Source organism: Streptomyces sp. WMMC500, assembly GCF_027497195.1.
Taxonomy (GTDB): domain Bacteria; phylum Actinomycetota; class Actinomycetes; order Streptomycetales; family Streptomycetaceae; genus Streptomyces.
This window is the reverse complement of record NZ_CP114905.1, coordinates 8,163,977-8,179,144: the sequence shown is the minus strand read 5'-3', so window position 1 is coordinate 8,179,144 and position 15,168 is coordinate 8,163,977. Positions and strand designations below refer to the sequence as shown.

Below are 15,168 nucleotides of genomic sequence, written 5' to 3'. Positions count from 1 at the left end.
TCCGTACGCTGATCACATGGTGATCCCGCTCACGCTGCTGGCCATCGCCGCCCTCGTCGCCGCGGTCGCGCCCCGGCTGCTGACCCGCGCCGCGTGGGCGGAGCGCGAGCCGGTGCTGGCGCTGTGGGTGTGGCAGTGCGTCGTCGCCGCAGTGCTGCTGTGCTGCGGGCTCGCCATGTCCCTGAGCGCCGCCGTGGCCTGGGCGCAGGTGCACAGCGGGGTCTTCGCCCCGGCGCCGGCCGCGGTGCGGGACGCGTACGGCGACGCGACCGGCGCCCCGTGGGCCGCGGCGCTCGCCGTGGCGCTGGCGGCGGGCGGGCTGTGGACGGCCGTGATGTTCGTCCGCGAGGTCCGTACCTCCCGCGCGCAGCACCGCCGGCGCCGCGAGGAACTGCGCCGCCGGGCGCCGCTGCTGCCCGGCGAGGACACCGGCGCCGAGCCGCTGGTGGTGCTGGAGGGCGAGCGGCCCGACGCCTGGTGGCTGCCCGGCCGGCAGGCCGCCCAGCTCATCATCACCACGGCCGCGCTGCGCCGGCTGAAGAAGCGCCAGCTCGACGCGGTGCTCGCGCACGAGCAGGGGCACAGCCGGGCGCGCCACCACTGGCTGCAGCACTGCGCGGGCGCGCTCGCCGGCGTGCCGCGCATGCCCGTCTTCCGGGCGTTCCGCGACGAGGTGCACCGGCTGTGCGAACTGGCCGCCGACGACGTCGCCTCGCGCCGCTTCGGCCGGATGACGTTCGCCACCGCGCTGGTCGAACTCAACGAGGAGCGCGGCGTGTTCGGCCCCGGCCCCGGCCACGGTCACCACGCCCACCTCCCGCAGCGCGTCGACCGGCTGCTGGCGGCGGCGCCGCGCTTCACCCCGGCCCGCCGGCTGCGGCTGACCGTCGCCGCGCTGGCGGCGCCCGCCGTACCCCTGCTCGTCGCATTCGGCCCGGGGCTCAGCGCGCTCACGTAGGGTCGGCGGCGTGACAGCCGCCGCGCCGCGCCACCCCTCCCCCGCCCTGCGCACCACCGCCGCCGTCCTCACGCTGCTGAGCGCCCTGCTCACGGCTCTGGTGGCCGCCACCTGGCAGCCGTTGACGGACACCGACCGGAGCGTCGCGCGGCGACTGCACTCGGCCGCCGTGTCGGAACCCGGCTGGACGAGGGCGAACCGGGTGCTGACCGACTGGGTCTGGGACCCCGCGACGATGCGCCTGCTGATCCTGGCCGTGATCCTCTGGCTGCTGTGGCGCGGCGCGCGGCGGCTGCCGCTGTGGCTGGCCGGCGCGGTCGCGGTGGGCTGGGTGCTGCAGTACGGCATGAAGGCGGCGGTCGGCCGCGACCGGCCGAAGTGGAGCGACCCGGTCGACTCCGCCTCGCACGCCGCGTTCCCCTCCGGGCACGCCATGACCGTCGCGCTGGTCTGCGGGCTGCTGCTGTGGGTGCTGGGCCGCGCGGACGGCGTGCCGCCGGGCCTCAGGTACGCCGCGTGGACGGCGGCGGCCGTGTCGGTGGCGGGCGTGTGCTTCACCCGGGTGTGGCTCGGGGTGCACTGGCTGAGCGACGTGGTGGGCGGGACCCTGATGGGCGCCGCGGTCGCGGCGATCACGGCGGTGGCGTACGGCGCGAGGGCACCGGCCGCGCGCGAGGATCGGGTGGAGGTCCGCGGATGAGTCCCAAGGCCGTGCTCTTCGACTTCTCCGGGACGCTGTTCCGCATCGAGCCCGCGGAGCGCTGGCTGCGCGCCGCGCTCGGCGCCGCGGGCGTGGCCGCCGACGACGCCGCGTGCACGCGCTACGCCGCCGCGCTGGAGCGCGCCGGCGCACTGCCGGGCGGCGCGTTCCCCGAGCGCGTACCGGAGTGGCTGGACGAGATGTGGCGGACCCGGGACCGCGGCGCGGAACGGCACCGGGCCGCGTACACGGCCCTGGCCCGGCTGGTTCCGCTGCCGTGGCCGGACGCGGTGTACGACGCGCTGTACGAGCGGCACATGGCGCCGGCGGCGTGGGAGCCGTACCCCGACGCGGCGGCCGTGCTGCGCGGGCTGCGGGAGCGCGACGTGCGGGTGGGGGTGGTGAGCAACATCGGCTGGGACCTGCGGCCGGTGTTCCGCGCGCACGGCCTCGACGCATACGTGGACGCGTACACGCTGTCCTGCGAGCACGGGGTGCAGAAGCCGGACCCGCGGCTGTTCCGGGCCGCGTGCGAGGCGCTGGGGCAGGCGCCGCAGGACGTGCTGATGGTCGGCGACGACCGCCGCGCCGACGGCGGCGCCGCGGCCCTGGGCTGCGGCTACTTCCCGGTGGACCACCTGCCCGCCGGCGAACGCCCGGACGGCTTGCGGCCGGTGCTGGGGCTCGTCGGCTGAGGCGGGGCGTCCGGCCGGGTCCGGGTGTGGGGAAGCGCGCGGGACCGCGCACGCACAACTGCGCACGCTCCCCGTCAAGCGGTGGCGTCGGGCTCCGCGAGGGTGACCGGGATGCGCGAGCGGACGTACTCCCGGGCCAGCGTGGCGCGGCGCAGGCGCCAGAGCGGCGCGGTGCGGGCCGGGTGCTCGGCGTAGCGGCGGTCGCGGATGTCGGCGACCAGACGCGCGGGGGCGCCGGTCGCGGCGAGGACGTCGAGGGCCTCGCCCTTGGTGATCAGCCGGCCCTCGCGCAGGGTGACGCCGGCGCGGGCGACGGTGACCGGGCCGAGGTCGACCCACACGTCGCGCAGCCACAGCCGCTTCTTTGCCGTCGTCGGCAGCCAGTACTCCGCGAGGTCCTTGCGGATGAACGCCCGCAACTCCGCGTCCGGCGGCGCCGGGAGCAGCCCCTCGGGCCCGGGGCCGTGCAGCACGAGCGCGCCGGTGTGCAGCTCGCGGCGGGTGACGGGGGTGACCGGGCGGCTGAAGAGCTCGGCGTGGGCCCAGGTGAGGTGGTCGAGGCCGGCGCCGGCGAGGCGGTCCACGGCGACGTACGAGCAGTGCAGCTTGGCGGCGAGCGGCACCTCGCGGTGGAGCCTGCGGTGCAGCGCCTTCAGCCGCTCGCGGGCGGCCGGGTCGGCGCCGGCGTCCTCGCGGACGACGGCGATGAGGTCGAGGTCGCTGCGGTACGGCCGGTAGTCGCCGAGGGCGAGCGAGCCGTGGGCCCACAGGGCCTCCAGCGGCACGGCGGTGCGCAGGGCGGCGAGGAAGCGGTCGAGGAGCGGGCGGGCCGCGTCGTGCACGGCCACGTCAGGCGGCCAGCAGCTCGTCGAGACCGGCACGGGCCAGGTCCTCCAGCTCGTCGAGCGCGGCGCGGGCGCGGGCGGCGGTCCCGGGGTCCCGCTCGGGCAGGCCGCTGGCGACGAACTCGTCCTCGTCGAGCCGGAGGAGGGTCTGCCGGTCGCCGGAGAGCCAGAGGTCGAGCTCCAGGTCGTGCACGGTGACCCGGTCCTCGTCGACGCGGGCGGGCCGGGCCACGTCGCAGTACCAGCCCTTGAGGCGGCCGTCGGCGGCGTGGATCTCCTTGACCGAGTACCAGCGGTCGCGCCAGAAGTGCTCGGTCCACACGTCGCCCCGCTCGAAGCGCACGTACCCGGCGTCGCGCTCCTTCGAGCCGGCCCAGGGGGCCCGTACGACAGCGTGGTTGCCGTCGTCGCGGACGACGACGGCCGGGTAACTCAGACCCGGCCGGAGCTGCTTGACCAGCGTGACCTCGACCTCGCGGCCCGGTGTCAGCATGCCCTTCCTCCCGTGCGCGTCCCCCGGGCACTCCGCCGGGGCGAGCCGCCCGCGGGGCAATTGGTGAGGCCCCGCGACGGGGGAGCGCGGGGCCTCACACCGTCAAACGGCCGACGTGGGCTCCGGGTTCCCGGCAGGAAGAAAAATTCTCTGCCACGGGCAGGGTGGGCTCAGGCGATCCCCCGCATCGCCCGAGCCCACCGCTCCGCCCGGCACCGGACATGCTCACGTCGGTGCCGGAAGCCTCACTGAGTATACTGGCTCTCAGCCAGTGAAGGCAGGAGTTACAGGATGTCCCCCCGCAGGCCCGCAGTCAATGAAGAACTCCGACGGCGTTCCCGGGAGCGTCTGCTGCAGGCCACGGTGGAGCTGGTCGACGAACGGGGCTTCGAGGGCACGACCTTGGGAGACATCGCGGAACGCGCGGGGTCGGCGCGCGGTCTCGTGTCGTACTACTTCCCCGGCAAACGCCAGTTGGTGCAGTCCGCCGTGCACAGGTTGATGCATCTTACGCTCGCGGAGGCGCTGGAGCGCCCGTCGCGCACGGAGGACGGCCAGGAGCGGATGGCCCGCGCCATCGACGCGGTCCTCGGCCTCTCGCAGGACCACCCCGTGCTCATGCGGCACCACATGGCCGGCATTCTGCAGGCGGACGGGTTCATCCAGTGCGCGGAGCAGCAGCGGCTCGCGTTCCTGCTGCGCGAGACGGTCGCGAGCTGGGGCTCGCCCGACCCGGACACCGAGTACCCGATGCTGCGCGCGCAGCTCATGGGCGCGGTCTTCGCGCTGCTGCTGCCGGGGGTGCCGATGCCGCTCGACCGGCTGCGCGGCGAGCTGTTCCGGCGCTACGGGCTGGACTGGCACCTCGGCGAGCCGCCGGAGGGCGTGCTGCCCTCCGACGGGACGCCGGTGCAGGCCACGCACCGGCGGTAGCCGCGGGACGCGACCACCGCCGGTGCGCGGGGCGGAGCGGTGCGGATCAGCGGGGCGCGCCGATCAGCGGTAGTCGGGCTGCGTCTGCGTGTTCAGCTCGTGCAGCCACACCCAGCGCGCGCTGTCGGTGCGCCGGTCGTCGATCCTGAGGACGTCCAGGCCCTTGGCCATGTCGTTGGAGTAGACGTAGCCGTTGTAGTAGTACGCGGACCAGGAGCCGCCGCCGACGAGGTCCGTGTCGGACAGCGGGCCGCGCTCGAAGTAGCCGATCTCCTTCGGCCGGCGGGAGTCGGTGAACTCCCAGACCGAGACGCCGCCCTGGTACCAGGCCTGCACCATGATGTCGCGCCCGCCGGCCACGGGGACCAGCGAGCCGTTGTGCGCGACGCAGTTCTCGGTGTCCGCCTGGTGCCGCGGGATCTTGTAGTAGCTGCGGAAGACCAGCTCGGAGTCGTGGCCGCGGCGCTTCAGGTCGTAGATCCCGTTGGCGCCCTGCTTCGGGCCGATCTCCTCGTTGCAGGTGGGCGCGCCACCGCCGCCCAGCTCGTCGGTGAAGACGACCTTCCTGCCGTCCTGGCTGAACGTCGCCGAGTGCCAGAAGGCGAAGTTCTCGGAGTCGCGCACCTGGTCGATGACTTCCGGCTCCTCCGGGTCGGAGATGTCGAGCAGGATGCCGTCGCCCATGCAGGCCCCGGCCGCGAGGTCGAGCTTCGGGTAGGCGGTGATGTCGTGGCAGCCGGTCGTGGCCGACTTTCCCGTGCTCCCCGGGTTGCCGCCGTCGGGGAAGAGCACCGGGAAGTCGATGACCTCCGAGCGCTCCGGCGCGTACCGCGGCACCTTGACGATCGAGACGCCGTCGTGCGGCGGCTGGCAGTCGGGGAAGGTGTCGCTGGGCGAGTACGAGGAGACGTAGATGTAGATGTTCCTGCGCTCGGGCAGCAGCGTGTGGGTGTGCGAGCCGCAGGCGGTCTCGACGGCGGCGACGTACTCGGGGTTGCGCTTGTCGCTGATGTCGAAGACCTTCATGCCCTCCCAGGAGTCCTTCTCCGTGGCGGGCTGCGTGGTGCTGTTGCAGGACTCGTCGCTGCGCGAGGAGTCCGTGGACAGGAACAGCAGGTCGCCGGAGACCGACACGTCGTTCTGCGAGCCGGGGCAGAGCACCTCACTGACGATCTTCGGGCTCTTGGGCTTGGAGATGTCGTAGATGACGAAGCCGTCGTAGTTGCCCGCGAAGGCGTAGCGGCCCTGGAAGGCGATGTCGGAGTTGGTGCCCTGCAGGGCGCGCTTGTCCACGTGGGCGACGTGGTCGATGTTGTCGGACTTGTCGATCTCGTCCACGCCCGGCACGTCACCGCGCTCGATGGCGGCCTGTGCCTGCGACCGTTCGCTACTGCTCAGCTTCTTGGGGGCGAGCGGCTCGTCACCCGGGCCCGGGATGGCCGTCGCAGAACCTGCGGTCAGCAGCGAGCCCACGAGCCCGATCAGGGCTGCGGCCGCGGCAAGACCTCTGCGCCGCGTGCGCGATCTGTGCAACGACGTCACGTGATTCCCTCCTGTGGTGGCGCCTTGGCAGTTGAAATCAAGGCAGTATCCCGCCAAGCATGTACAGAACAACAGATGGAAACACAGCCGTAATGCAAAGTTTTGGTCCTGACAGCGCACGCCCGTGCTAGGACGTACCTGGCACCACGCCCGAACCACCTGTACGGAGGTCACTTTGCGGCACCGCCGGGCACTCGCCTCCCTCGTCCCGCTCACCGCAGCGCTGCTGCTCGCCGGCTGCACCGGAGGCGACTCCTCCGACGACGCCGGGGGCGACGGCGGGGCATCCGTCATCGCGCCCGGGAAGCCGGGCGAGGAGGCCGCCACGATCCCCGCGGACGAGGTCGACGAGGCGCGCGGCGAGGACCGCCCCAACGCGGCGGACGTCACGTACATGCGCGGCATGATCGAACACCACGGGCAGGCGGTCGTGATGACCGACCTGGCGAAGAAGCACGCCGACGCCAAGGACGTGCGCAGGATCGGCGAGCGGATCGCGGCCGGGCAGCAGCCGGAGATCGCGGTGATGGAGGCGTGGGTGGAGGAGAACCCGGGGGACGGCGACGGCCACGGGCACGACCACGCGTCGATGCCGGGGATGGCGAGCGAGGCGGACCTCGACCGGCTGCGGGCGGCGCGCGGCGAGGAGTTCGACGCGCTGTTCCTCAAGCTGATGATCGCCCACCACGAGGGCGCGGTGACGATGGCCGAGGAGGTGCTCGGCGAGGGCAACAACGAGTACGTCGAGCAGTTGGCGACCGGGGTGATCGCCCAGCAGGTGAGCGAGATCGGTCGGATGGAGAAGCTGGCCTAGGTCCTGCCCGGGCTCCGCGCGTCTCGTGGGCGGTGTCAGTGGCCGGGTGCAGACTGGCCCGTGGACGACGAGGTCCCACGGAGGTGGATCCGGATGCAGGACGTAGTGATGGCGGTCGGAACGCGCAAGGGGCTGTTCCTGGGACGGCGCCGGGGCGGTGCATGGGAGCTCGACGGGCCGCACTTCAGGGCCCAGGCGATCTATTCGGTCGGCATCGACACCCGCGGGGCGGTGCCCCGGGTGCTCGCCGGCGGCGACAGCGCGCACTGGGGCCCGTCGGTCTTCCACTCCGACGACCTCGGCGGCACGTGGGAGGAGCCCCGCCGGCAGCCGGTGAAGTACCCGAAGGACACCGGCACTTCGCTGGAGCGGGTCTGGCAGTTGCAGCCCGCGGGGGCCGAGGCGCCCGGCGTGGTGTACGCGGGCACGGAGCCCGGCGGGCTGTTCCGGTCCGCGGACGGCGGCGAGACGTTCGAGCTGGTGCGCTCGCTGTGGGACCACCCGACGCGGGAGAAGTGGGAGCCGGGCGGCGGCGGGCTCGCGGTGCACACGGTGGTCACCGACCCGCGGGCCGCGGAGGCCGTGACGGTCGCCGTCTCCGCCGGCGGGGTGTACCGCACGCTGGACGGCGGGGCGAGCTGGGCCCCGTCGAACTCCGGGGTGCAGGTGGTCTTCCAGCCTGAGAAGTACCCGGAGTTCGGCCAGTGCGTGCACAAGGTCGCCCGGGACGCGGTCGACCCGGACCGGCTCTACCTGCAGAACCACTGGGGGGTCTACCGCAGTGACGACGCCGGCGCCACCTGGACCGACATCGGCGCCGGCCTGCCCTCGGACTTCGGCTTCGCCGTCGCCGCGCACCCCTCGCGCGGCGACACCGCGTACCTCTTCCCCATCACCGCCGATGCCGACCGGGTGCCCGCGGAGAACCGCTGCCGGGTCTACCGCACGTCGGACGCGGGGGCGACCTGGGAGCCGCTGTCGGCGGGGCTGCCGGAGGAGGACCACTACGGCACGGTGCTGCGCGACGCGCTCTGCACCGACGACGCCGACCCCGCGGGGGTGTACTTCGGCAACCGCAACGGGGAGGTCTTCGCCAGCGCCGACGAGGGGGAGAGCTGGCAGCAGCTCGCCGCGCACCTGCCGGACGTGCTGTGCGTCCGGGCGGCCGCGGTGTGAGGCGGGCGTGCGGGGGTGTGAAGGAGCGCGAGGGAGGCCGCCGGGGGAGGCGGTGAGCGCCCCGCGCGTGGCGGGAGCGGGGTCGCGGAGCCAGTAGAGTGACCGGCCATGGCTGGACGTCCTCTCCCCGACACCGTAGAAGCCGGCTGGGCCAAGGCCCTGGAGCCGGTCGCCCAACAGATCGCCGCCATGGGCGACTTCCTGCGCGCGGAGATCGCGGCGGGGCGCACCTACCTGCCCGCCGGGCCCCACGTGCTACGGGCCTTCCAGCAGCCGTTCGACGACGTACGGGTGCTCATCGTCGGCCAGGACCCGTACCCCACCCCGGGGCACGCCGTGGGCCTCAGCTTCTCCGTCGCCCCCGACGTGCGCCCGCTGCCCGGCAGCCTGGAGAACATCTTCCGCGAGCTGCACCACGACCTCGGCCACCCCCGCCCCGCGAACGGCGACCTCACTCCGTGGACCGCGCAGGGCGTGCTGCTGCTCAACAGGGCGCTCACGACCGCGCCCCGGCGTCCCGCCGCGCACCGCGGCAAGGGCTGGGAGCAGGTCACCGAGCAGGCGATCCGGGCGCTGGCCGCCCGCGGCCGGCCGCTGGTGGCGATCCTGTGGGGCCGGGACGCGCGCAACCTGCGCCCCATGCTCAGCGACTACCCCGCCATCGAGTCCGCCCACCCCTCCCCCATGTCCGCCGACCGCGGCTTCTTCGGCTCCCGCCCCTTCAGCCGGGCCAACGAGCTGCTGCAGAAGCAGGGCGCGGAGCCGGTGGACTGGACGCTGCCGACGAACGGATAGCCGCGATGACCACCGACACGGCCCGATGGGTGCTCGGCGTCGACTCCGGCGGCTCGGGGCTGCGCATCGCCGCGGCGGCCGTCCCCGCGGACGGCGGCGACCCGGTGGAGAGCGACGCCGTGGAGACCGCGGAGCCCGTCGCCACCGGGGACGGCGGGATCGACGCCGACGACCTCCTCGGCAAGGTGCTGCCCGCCGCGCGCCGGCTCCTGGACGCCGCCGGCGCGGGGTCGTTCACCGCCGTGTGCGTCGGCGCCGCCGGCATGGCCTCCCTCGGCGCCGATCTGCGCGCCCGGCTGCCCCGCGGCCTGCGGGACGCGCTCGGCGTACGGCGCCTGGCGCTCGCCGCCGACGGGGTCACCGCGTACGCGGGCGCCGTCGGACAGCACCCCGGCGCCGTCGTCGCCGCCGGCACCGGCATGATCGCGGTCGGCACCGGCCTCGACGCGGCGGGGTGGCGGCGCGCCGACGGCTGGGGGCACCTGCTGGGCGACTGCGGGGGCGGCGCGTGGATCGGGCGGGCCGGTCTCGAGGCGGCGATGCGGGCGTTCGACGGCCGCCGCGGGGGCTCCGCGGCGCTGCTGGCCCGGATGGAGGCGGTGTTCGGCACCGGCACGCAGATGCCGGGCCTGCTGTATCCGCGGACCGACCGCCCGGCGGTGCTGGCGTCGTTCGCCCCGGAAGTCGCCCGCTGCGCCCCGCACGACCCCGTCGCGGCCGGGATCCTCACGGAGGCGGGCGAGCACATCGCCGCCGCGGCCGTCGCGGTCTGCCCCGCCGACCCCGGCAGTTCGGTCGCGCTCACGGGCGGGCTCTTCGGCATCGGGGAGCCCCTGCTCGCGCCGCTGCGCGCGGAGCTGGCGGTACGGCTGCCGCGGGCCCGGGTCTCCAGCGCGACGGCGACGCCGCTCGCGGGGGCGCTGCGCATCGCCGCCGCGCTCGCGGCGGAGGAGCTGGTGCTGCCCGTGGAGCGGGGCATGCTCGACGTCTGGTAGCCGGTCTCTCCCGTGCGGCGGGCGGCCGGTGCGGCGACCGCGGGTAGCGGCGCGGGGACGGTCCGTACGAGACCCGTCACCGCCTGTCCGCCGCCGTGCTCCCGTGGTCACGCCCGCGGGCGAATGGCGACCCCGGGCATGTGGCGGACGGCGGTGACGCGTTAGCATGCGGCGCCATGAGCTCTGCCGATGGACACGCAGCCGGTCTGCCCGTACGTATGCCCCGCCGTCAGCCGGGGCGGCACCGCAAGCCGGAGCGGCCGAGCGCGCCCGAGGGCGCGCCGGCGCTGGTTCTGGCCGTGCCCGGGGCACCTTCCGCGGCCATCCGCAGCATGGCGGAGGAGGTCCTCAGCATCGCCCGCTCCGACCTTCCGGGGCTCGACGGCCGGGTCGCCTACGTCGAGGGCGGGAACGAGGAGTTCCCGCCGCTGACGGCGGTGCTGGCGCAGGCCGCGGCGCAGCGCGCCGCGCTCGCCGAGGCGGGGACGCTGGAGGTGGCGGAGGACGTGCCGGTGGCCGTCGTGGTGCCGCTGCTCGCGGGCCCCGACCCGGTGGTGCTGGACCGGCTGCGCGACGCGATCGCGACGAGCGGGGCGGCGGTCGAGCTCACCGACGTCCTCGGGCCGCATCCGCTGCTCGCCGAGGCGCTGCACGTGCGGCTTTCCGAGGCGGGCCTGGCCCGCGCGGACCGCGCGCGGCTGTTCACCGTCGCGACGGCGGCGGACGGCATCATCCTCGGCGCGGTCGGCGGCGAGGAGGCCGTGCAGGCGGCGGGCGTGACGGGCATGCTGCTCTCGGCGCGGCTGGCGGTGCCGGTGATGGCGGCACCGCTGGACCGGGCGGGCGCGGTGGCCGAGGTCGCGGAGTCGCTGCGGAGTTCGGGTTCCGCGCGGCTCGCGCTCGCGCCGTTCGCGCTGGGCCCGGAGCTGTCGGCGGAGCTCCTGGCCGCCGCGGCGCAGGAGGCGGCGTGCGAGGCGGCGGAGCCGCTGGGGCCGTACCCGTCGGTGGGGCAACTGGCGCTGACGCAGTACACGACGACGCTGGGCATCGCGCCGCAGCCCGCCGGGTCGCCGATGCGCTGACGCCGAGGCGGGCGCAGGAGGCGGGGCGCGCGGGCCCCGTGCGGGACACCGGGAGCAGGACATCGGGCGGGAGCAGGACACCGGGAGCCGCCGGCGGGGGCCGGCGGCTCCGTCGCGTCAGGGGCCCGGGGTACGGGCCGGCGGGTGGGCGAGGGCTCAGGTGAACACGACGCACGACGCCGCCGGCATCGCGGCCGAGCCGGTGCGGCGCGGGCTCCCGGTCTCGGCGTCGATCTCGAACCAGGTGACGTCCCCGGAGTGCTCGTTGGCCGCGTAGAGGTGCCGGCCCGCCGGGTCGATCGCGAGGTCCCGCGGCCAGGTACCGCCGCAGGGGACGTTCGAGACGAGGGCGCGGACGCCGCCGTCCCCGTCGAGCGCGAGGGTGGCGAGGACGTCGGGGCCGCGCACAGCGGTCCAGCAGAAACGGCCGTCCGGGGAGACGGCGATGCCGGAGGCGTACGGAGTCTCGTCGGAGCCGGCCGTCTCGTCCGTCAGCATCGGGGCCTCGGCGAGCGGTTCGAGGGTGCCCGTGGCGGCGTCCCAGGAGCAGACGGTGACGACGGGCTCCAGCTCGCAGGCGACGTAGACGCGGTGTCCTTCGGGGTGGAAGGCCAGGTGGCGCGGGCCGGTACCGGGGCGCAGCGGCACCTCGTGGTTCAGCCGCAGGGCGCCGCGGTCGGCGTCGAGGGCGCAGACGAGCACGGAGTCGGTGCCGAGATCGACGCCGAGGATCCAGCGGCCGGACGGGTCGGGGACCACCTGGTGGGCGTGCGGGCCCTCCTGGCGCTCGGGGACCGGGCCGCCGCCCTCGTGCTGCAGCAGGGCGGCGGGTCCCGCGAGGGTGCCGTCGGGGGTGACGGGCACGGTGCTGAAGCTGCCGGAGGAGTAGTTGGCGGTGAGGACGTGCCCGCCGGCGAGCGCGAGGTGGGTGGGGTGGTCGCCGCTGACGGGCACGGGGTCGCCGGCGGGCTCCGGCTTGTCGTCGACGAGCCGGAACGCGGCGACGGTGCCGCCCTCGGTCTGGCTCACGGCGTACAGCATGCCGCCGCCCTCGGCGACGGCGAGGAACGACGGGTCGCGCACGGCGTCGGTGGAGTGCCGCGGGGTGAGGGCGCCCGTCGCGGGGTCGACGTCGGCGACGGTGATCCCGGCGCCCCCTTCGCTGGAGAACGAGCCGACACAAGCCCGCAGAACCGATTCATCCATGCGTCTTCCCCTTCCAGCAGGTCCGGAGCCGGTCCGGGCGACCCTACCCGACGATCTCCCGCCCGTCCGGCCAACTCCGCACGCCGCCACCGCCGCCCGGAACCGCCCCGCGCGCCGCCGGCGGAAGGCCGTTTTCCGTATCGCGTACGGCGCGGGTGCAGGACAATGCCGTACGCGCAGGGGCCGCGCACCGTGAGACCACCGGACGTGAGGAGACTCAGCATGCACGGAGCGCACAGCACCCGGATCGCGTACGCCCTGGTGTCCGCCGCCGCACTCCTGGGCGGCCTCCAGACGACGGCCGCCGCCCGGCCCGCGGACGCCGCCGACGTGGTCGACGTGTCGACCGCCGGCGAACTGGAGGCCGCCCTCGCCGCCGCAGGGCCGGGCGACACGATCCGGATGGCCGACGGCACCTACCGCGGCAACTTCGACGTCACCGCCTCCGGCAGCGACTCCGCACCCGCCGCCCTCACCGGCTCCGGGGCCGCCGTGCTGGTCGCCGGCGGCGGCTACGGGCTGCACCTGGACGGCTCCTCGTACTGGAACCTGACCGGGTTCACGGTCACCGGCGGGCAGAAGGGCATCGTGCTCGACGACGCCGACCACGTGGACATCGCCTCCGTCACGGTGCACGACCTGGACATGGAGGCGGTGCACTTCCGCAACTCCAGCTCCGACGGCTCCCTGACCGACTCCCGGATCCACGACACCGGGCAGGACGGCCGCGGCATGGGCGAGGGTGTGTACGTCGGCAGCGCGGGCGGCACCGACGACCGCAGCGACCGCATCCTGATCGAGGGCAACACGATCGGCCCCGGCGTCGGCGGCGAGAACGTCGACATCAAGGAAGGCACCACCGGCGCCCGGATCATCGGCAACACCTTCGACGGGAGCGGCCTGACCGGCGCGAACTACGACGACTCGTGGGTCGACATCAAGGGCGACGACGTGCTGGTGGCACAGAACACCGGCCGCGGCACGACCAACGACGGCTACCAGACCCACGAGGTGCAGGACGGCTGGGGCTGCAACGCCACGTTCCGCAACAACAGGTCCGACCTCACCGGCGCGACCGGCCCCGACCGGTACGCGATCAACGTCACCAACCACGACGCGCAGAGCTGCCCCGTGACCGTCTCCGGCAGCAACACCGTCACCGGCGGCCGCGGCCTGGTCAACCCCGGGATCCCGGTCACCGGCTGACCCCTCCCCCGGGCCGGCGGACCCGGACCGTCCGCTTCGAGCCGGCCTTGGCATGCTTGCCGCATGAGCGCCACCGGTACCACCGCCGTCGTCTTCGACCTCGACGGCACCCTCGTCGACAGCGAACCGAACTACTACGAGGCCGGGCGCCGTGTCCTGGAGCGGCACGGCGTCACGGGCTTCACCTGGGAGGAGCACGCCGGGTTCCTGGGCGTGGGCACCCGGGAGACGCTGCGCACGCTCCGGGAGCGGTACGGGCTGGCGGCGCCGGTGGCGGAGTTGCTGACGGAGAAGAACGCCGCGTACCTGCGGCTGGCCCGGACCTCGACCCGGGCGTACCCGCAGATGCGGACGTTCGCCGCGATGCTGCGGGCGGCCGGGTGCCCGATCGCCGTCGCGTCCGGCTCCTCGCGCGCCGCGATCGAGGCGGTGCTGCCCGCGGCGGGCCTCGACGATCTGTTCACCACGCTGGTCTCGGCGGAGGAGGTCGCGCGGGGCAAGCCGGAGCCGGACGTGTTCCTGGAGGCGGCCCGGCGGCTGGGCGTGCGGCCGCAGGACTGCGCGGTGGTGGAGGACGCGCCGCCGGGCTGGGAGGCCGCGCGCCGGGCGGGGATGCGGTGCGTGGCGGTGCCGTATCTGCCGGAGCAGGCGGACGAGGCGGTCGCCGCGGGCGCGGGGCTGGTGTTCGGGGGCGGGCAGCGGGAGTTCTCGGCGGAGCGGGCCTTCGCGTGGGTGACGGGCGCGGCGAGCTGACCGCGGGCGGGCCGTCCGGGCGGTCACCCGTCGCGGCCCGGACGGTTCAGCCGCCGATCTGGCCGTCGCCGAGGACCTTCGCCGTGGTGCGTTCGGCGGTGGCGTCGCCCAGGCAGCCGCGCAGGCGCATGCGGTCATGGTCGCCGAGCGCAGGACGGACGCTGCCCACCCAGACGTCGCCCTCCAGCCGGCTCAGCGGCGCGTGGCGGGCGGGGACGCGGGTCGCGCGGCGGCAGCTCTCCCACAGGTCGCGCGCGGCCATCCGGCCCGCCGCCGCGTCGGCGGAGCCGCGCACGGCGACCTCGAAGACGACCGTCGTCGCCGCGGCCGGCGGGCGCTGCTGGGACCGGGTCCGGGTGGCGTCCGCGAGCAGGCCGAGGCCGAGGACCAGGGCGGCCAGGGCCAGTACGCCGACGACGAGCGTACGGACCCGGGGCGGGCGGCGTACCGCGGGGCGAGCCTCCAGCGGCTCCGCCCGCGCCACGCCGCCGGGCGGGGCCGCGAGGCCGGCGAGGCGGGCGGCCGTACGGCGGTCGGCGGGGCGGCCGGTGGCGGCGGCGACCTTCTGCACCGCCCAGGCGGCGGCCGACATCACCGCGCCGGCGGCCATCAGCACGGGGACGAAGACGTACGTGCGGTCCGTGCCGTCCGTCCGCCGGCCCTCCAGCCAGCGGAACCGCGGGGACGGCTCGGTCCTGGTGCGCTCCAGGCCGCGCAGGATCTCCTCGGTGCGGTCGCGGCCGGCGGCGACCTCGCGCCGGAGCCGGGAGACACGGGTGTGCAGCACGATGCCGACGAGCAGCACCTCGACGGCCAGCAGCAGCACTCCGCTGATGAGCGCGCGCTGCCACTCCCAGCGGTAGAGGTAGAGCACGAAGTAGCCGCCCGCGGCGGCGCCGGAGAGCCCGCCGATGACGTAGCCCGCGTACCTCACGCCGCCTCCCCCGCCGTGCCGGCCGGGCAGCGGGTGCCGCC

The 15,168-nt window shown here is 75.2% G+C and carries 16 protein-coding genes; 11 read left to right on the top strand and 5 right to left on the bottom strand.

Features of this window, described 5'->3' with window-relative positions:
- The first annotated feature begins 16 nt into the window (after window positions 1-16).
- Genes O7599_RS35230 through O7599_RS35220 form a run of 3 tightly spaced genes read left to right on the top strand, consistent with a single transcriptional unit; the run spans window position 17 to window position 2,353 of the window.
- Window positions 17-958 (top strand): M56 family metallopeptidase, encoded by a 942-nt coding sequence (locus tag O7599_RS35230; protein ID WP_281619666.1) that lies wholly within the window; start codon window positions 17-19, stop codon window positions 956-958.
- A 10-nt stretch (window positions 959-968) separates the two neighbouring features.
- Entirely contained in the window at window positions 969-1,658 is a 690-nt protein-coding gene (locus O7599_RS35225; RefSeq protein ID WP_281619665.1) for a phosphatase PAP2 family protein, read from the top strand.
- Window positions 1,655-2,353 carry an HAD family hydrolase gene (locus O7599_RS35220; RefSeq protein WP_281619664.1) on the top strand — a complete coding sequence of 233 codons (699 nt, stop codon included), beginning with the start codon at window positions 1,655-1,657 and terminating at the stop codon, window positions 2,351-2,353. Before O7599_RS35225 ends, O7599_RS35220 begins: the two co-directional genes overlap by 4 nt.
- A gap of 74 nt (window positions 2,354-2,427) precedes the next feature.
- Here O7599_RS35220 and O7599_RS35215 read toward each other — a convergent pair whose 3' ends face one another.
- The gene (locus O7599_RS35215) at window positions 2,428-3,201 is read right to left on the bottom strand and encodes a nucleotidyltransferase domain-containing protein (RefSeq protein ID WP_281623645.1); all 774 of its coding nucleotides are present in this window, start codon (window positions 3,199-3,201) and stop codon (window positions 2,428-2,430) included.
- Window position 3,202: 1 nt separating this feature from the next.
- Entirely contained in the window at window positions 3,203-3,691 is a 489-nt protein-coding gene (locus O7599_RS35210; RefSeq protein ID WP_281619663.1) for a DUF402 domain-containing protein, read from the bottom strand.
- A 291-nt stretch (window positions 3,692-3,982) separates the two neighbouring features.
- On the opposite strand from O7599_RS35210, the gene O7599_RS35205 reads away from it, so the two are divergent.
- Entirely contained in the window at window positions 3,983-4,624 is a 642-nt protein-coding gene (locus O7599_RS35205) for a TetR/AcrR family transcriptional regulator (protein WP_281619662.1), read from the top strand.
- A gap of 63 nt (window positions 4,625-4,687) precedes the next feature.
- Here O7599_RS35205 and O7599_RS35200 read toward each other — a convergent pair whose 3' ends face one another.
- Window positions 4,688-6,097: a hypothetical protein gene (locus O7599_RS35200; RefSeq protein WP_281623644.1), complete on the bottom strand. Its 1,410-nt coding sequence runs from the start codon at window positions 6,095-6,097 to the stop codon at window positions 4,688-4,690.
- A gap of 244 nt (window positions 6,098-6,341) precedes the next feature.
- Here O7599_RS35200 and O7599_RS35195 point away from each other — a divergent pair, with 244 nt between their 5' ends.
- From O7599_RS35195 to O7599_RS35175, 5 genes are all read left to right on the top strand, one after another.
- The gene (locus O7599_RS35195; protein ID WP_281619661.1) at window positions 6,342-6,980 is read left to right on the top strand and encodes a DUF305 domain-containing protein; all 639 of its coding nucleotides are present in this window, start codon (window positions 6,342-6,344) and stop codon (window positions 6,978-6,980) included.
- A gap of 93 nt (window positions 6,981-7,073) precedes the next feature.
- Window positions 7,074-8,156: an exo-alpha-sialidase gene (locus O7599_RS35190; RefSeq protein ID WP_281619660.1), complete on the top strand. Its 1,083-nt coding sequence runs from the start codon at window positions 7,074-7,076 to the stop codon at window positions 8,154-8,156.
- Between the two features lie 108 nt (window positions 8,157-8,264).
- Window positions 8,265-8,951 carry a uracil-DNA glycosylase gene (locus O7599_RS35185; protein WP_281619659.1) on the top strand — a complete coding sequence of 229 codons (687 nt, stop codon included), beginning with the start codon at window positions 8,265-8,267 and terminating at the stop codon, window positions 8,949-8,951.
- 5 nt (window positions 8,952-8,956) lie between these two features.
- A complete protein-coding gene (locus tag O7599_RS35180; RefSeq protein ID WP_281619658.1) occupies window positions 8,957-9,946 on the top strand; it encodes a BadF/BadG/BcrA/BcrD ATPase family protein in 990 nt (329 codons plus the stop codon).
- Window positions 9,947-10,122: 176 nt separating this feature from the next.
- Window positions 10,123-11,028 (top strand): hypothetical protein, encoded by a 906-nt coding sequence (locus O7599_RS35175; RefSeq protein ID WP_281619657.1) that lies wholly within the window; start codon window positions 10,123-10,125, stop codon window positions 11,026-11,028.
- 156 nt (window positions 11,029-11,184) lie between these two features.
- Here O7599_RS35175 and O7599_RS35170 read toward each other — a convergent pair whose 3' ends face one another.
- A complete protein-coding gene (locus O7599_RS35170; RefSeq protein ID WP_281619656.1) occupies window positions 11,185-12,234 on the bottom strand; it encodes a lactonase family protein in 1,050 nt (349 codons plus the stop codon).
- A gap of 222 nt (window positions 12,235-12,456) precedes the next feature.
- Here O7599_RS35170 and O7599_RS35165 point away from each other — a divergent pair, with 222 nt between their 5' ends.
- Both O7599_RS35165 and O7599_RS35160 read left to right on the top strand, forming a co-directional pair.
- Window positions 12,457-13,440 carry a right-handed parallel beta-helix repeat-containing protein gene (locus O7599_RS35165; RefSeq protein ID WP_281619655.1) on the top strand — a complete coding sequence of 328 codons (984 nt, stop codon included), beginning with the start codon at window positions 12,457-12,459 and terminating at the stop codon, window positions 13,438-13,440.
- Window positions 13,441-13,503: 63 nt separating this feature from the next.
- Complete coding sequence (locus O7599_RS35160; RefSeq protein ID WP_281619654.1) at window positions 13,504-14,193, top strand: HAD family phosphatase; 690 nt, start codon at window positions 13,504-13,506, stop codon at window positions 14,191-14,193.
- Between the two features lie 46 nt (window positions 14,194-14,239).
- On the opposite strand, the gene O7599_RS35155 is transcribed toward O7599_RS35160, so the two are convergent.
- Window positions 14,240-15,127, bottom strand: coding sequence for a hypothetical protein (locus O7599_RS35155; protein WP_281619653.1), 888 nt, complete (start codon window positions 15,125-15,127; stop codon window positions 14,240-14,242).
- Between the last annotated feature and the right edge of the window lie 41 nt (window positions 15,128-15,168).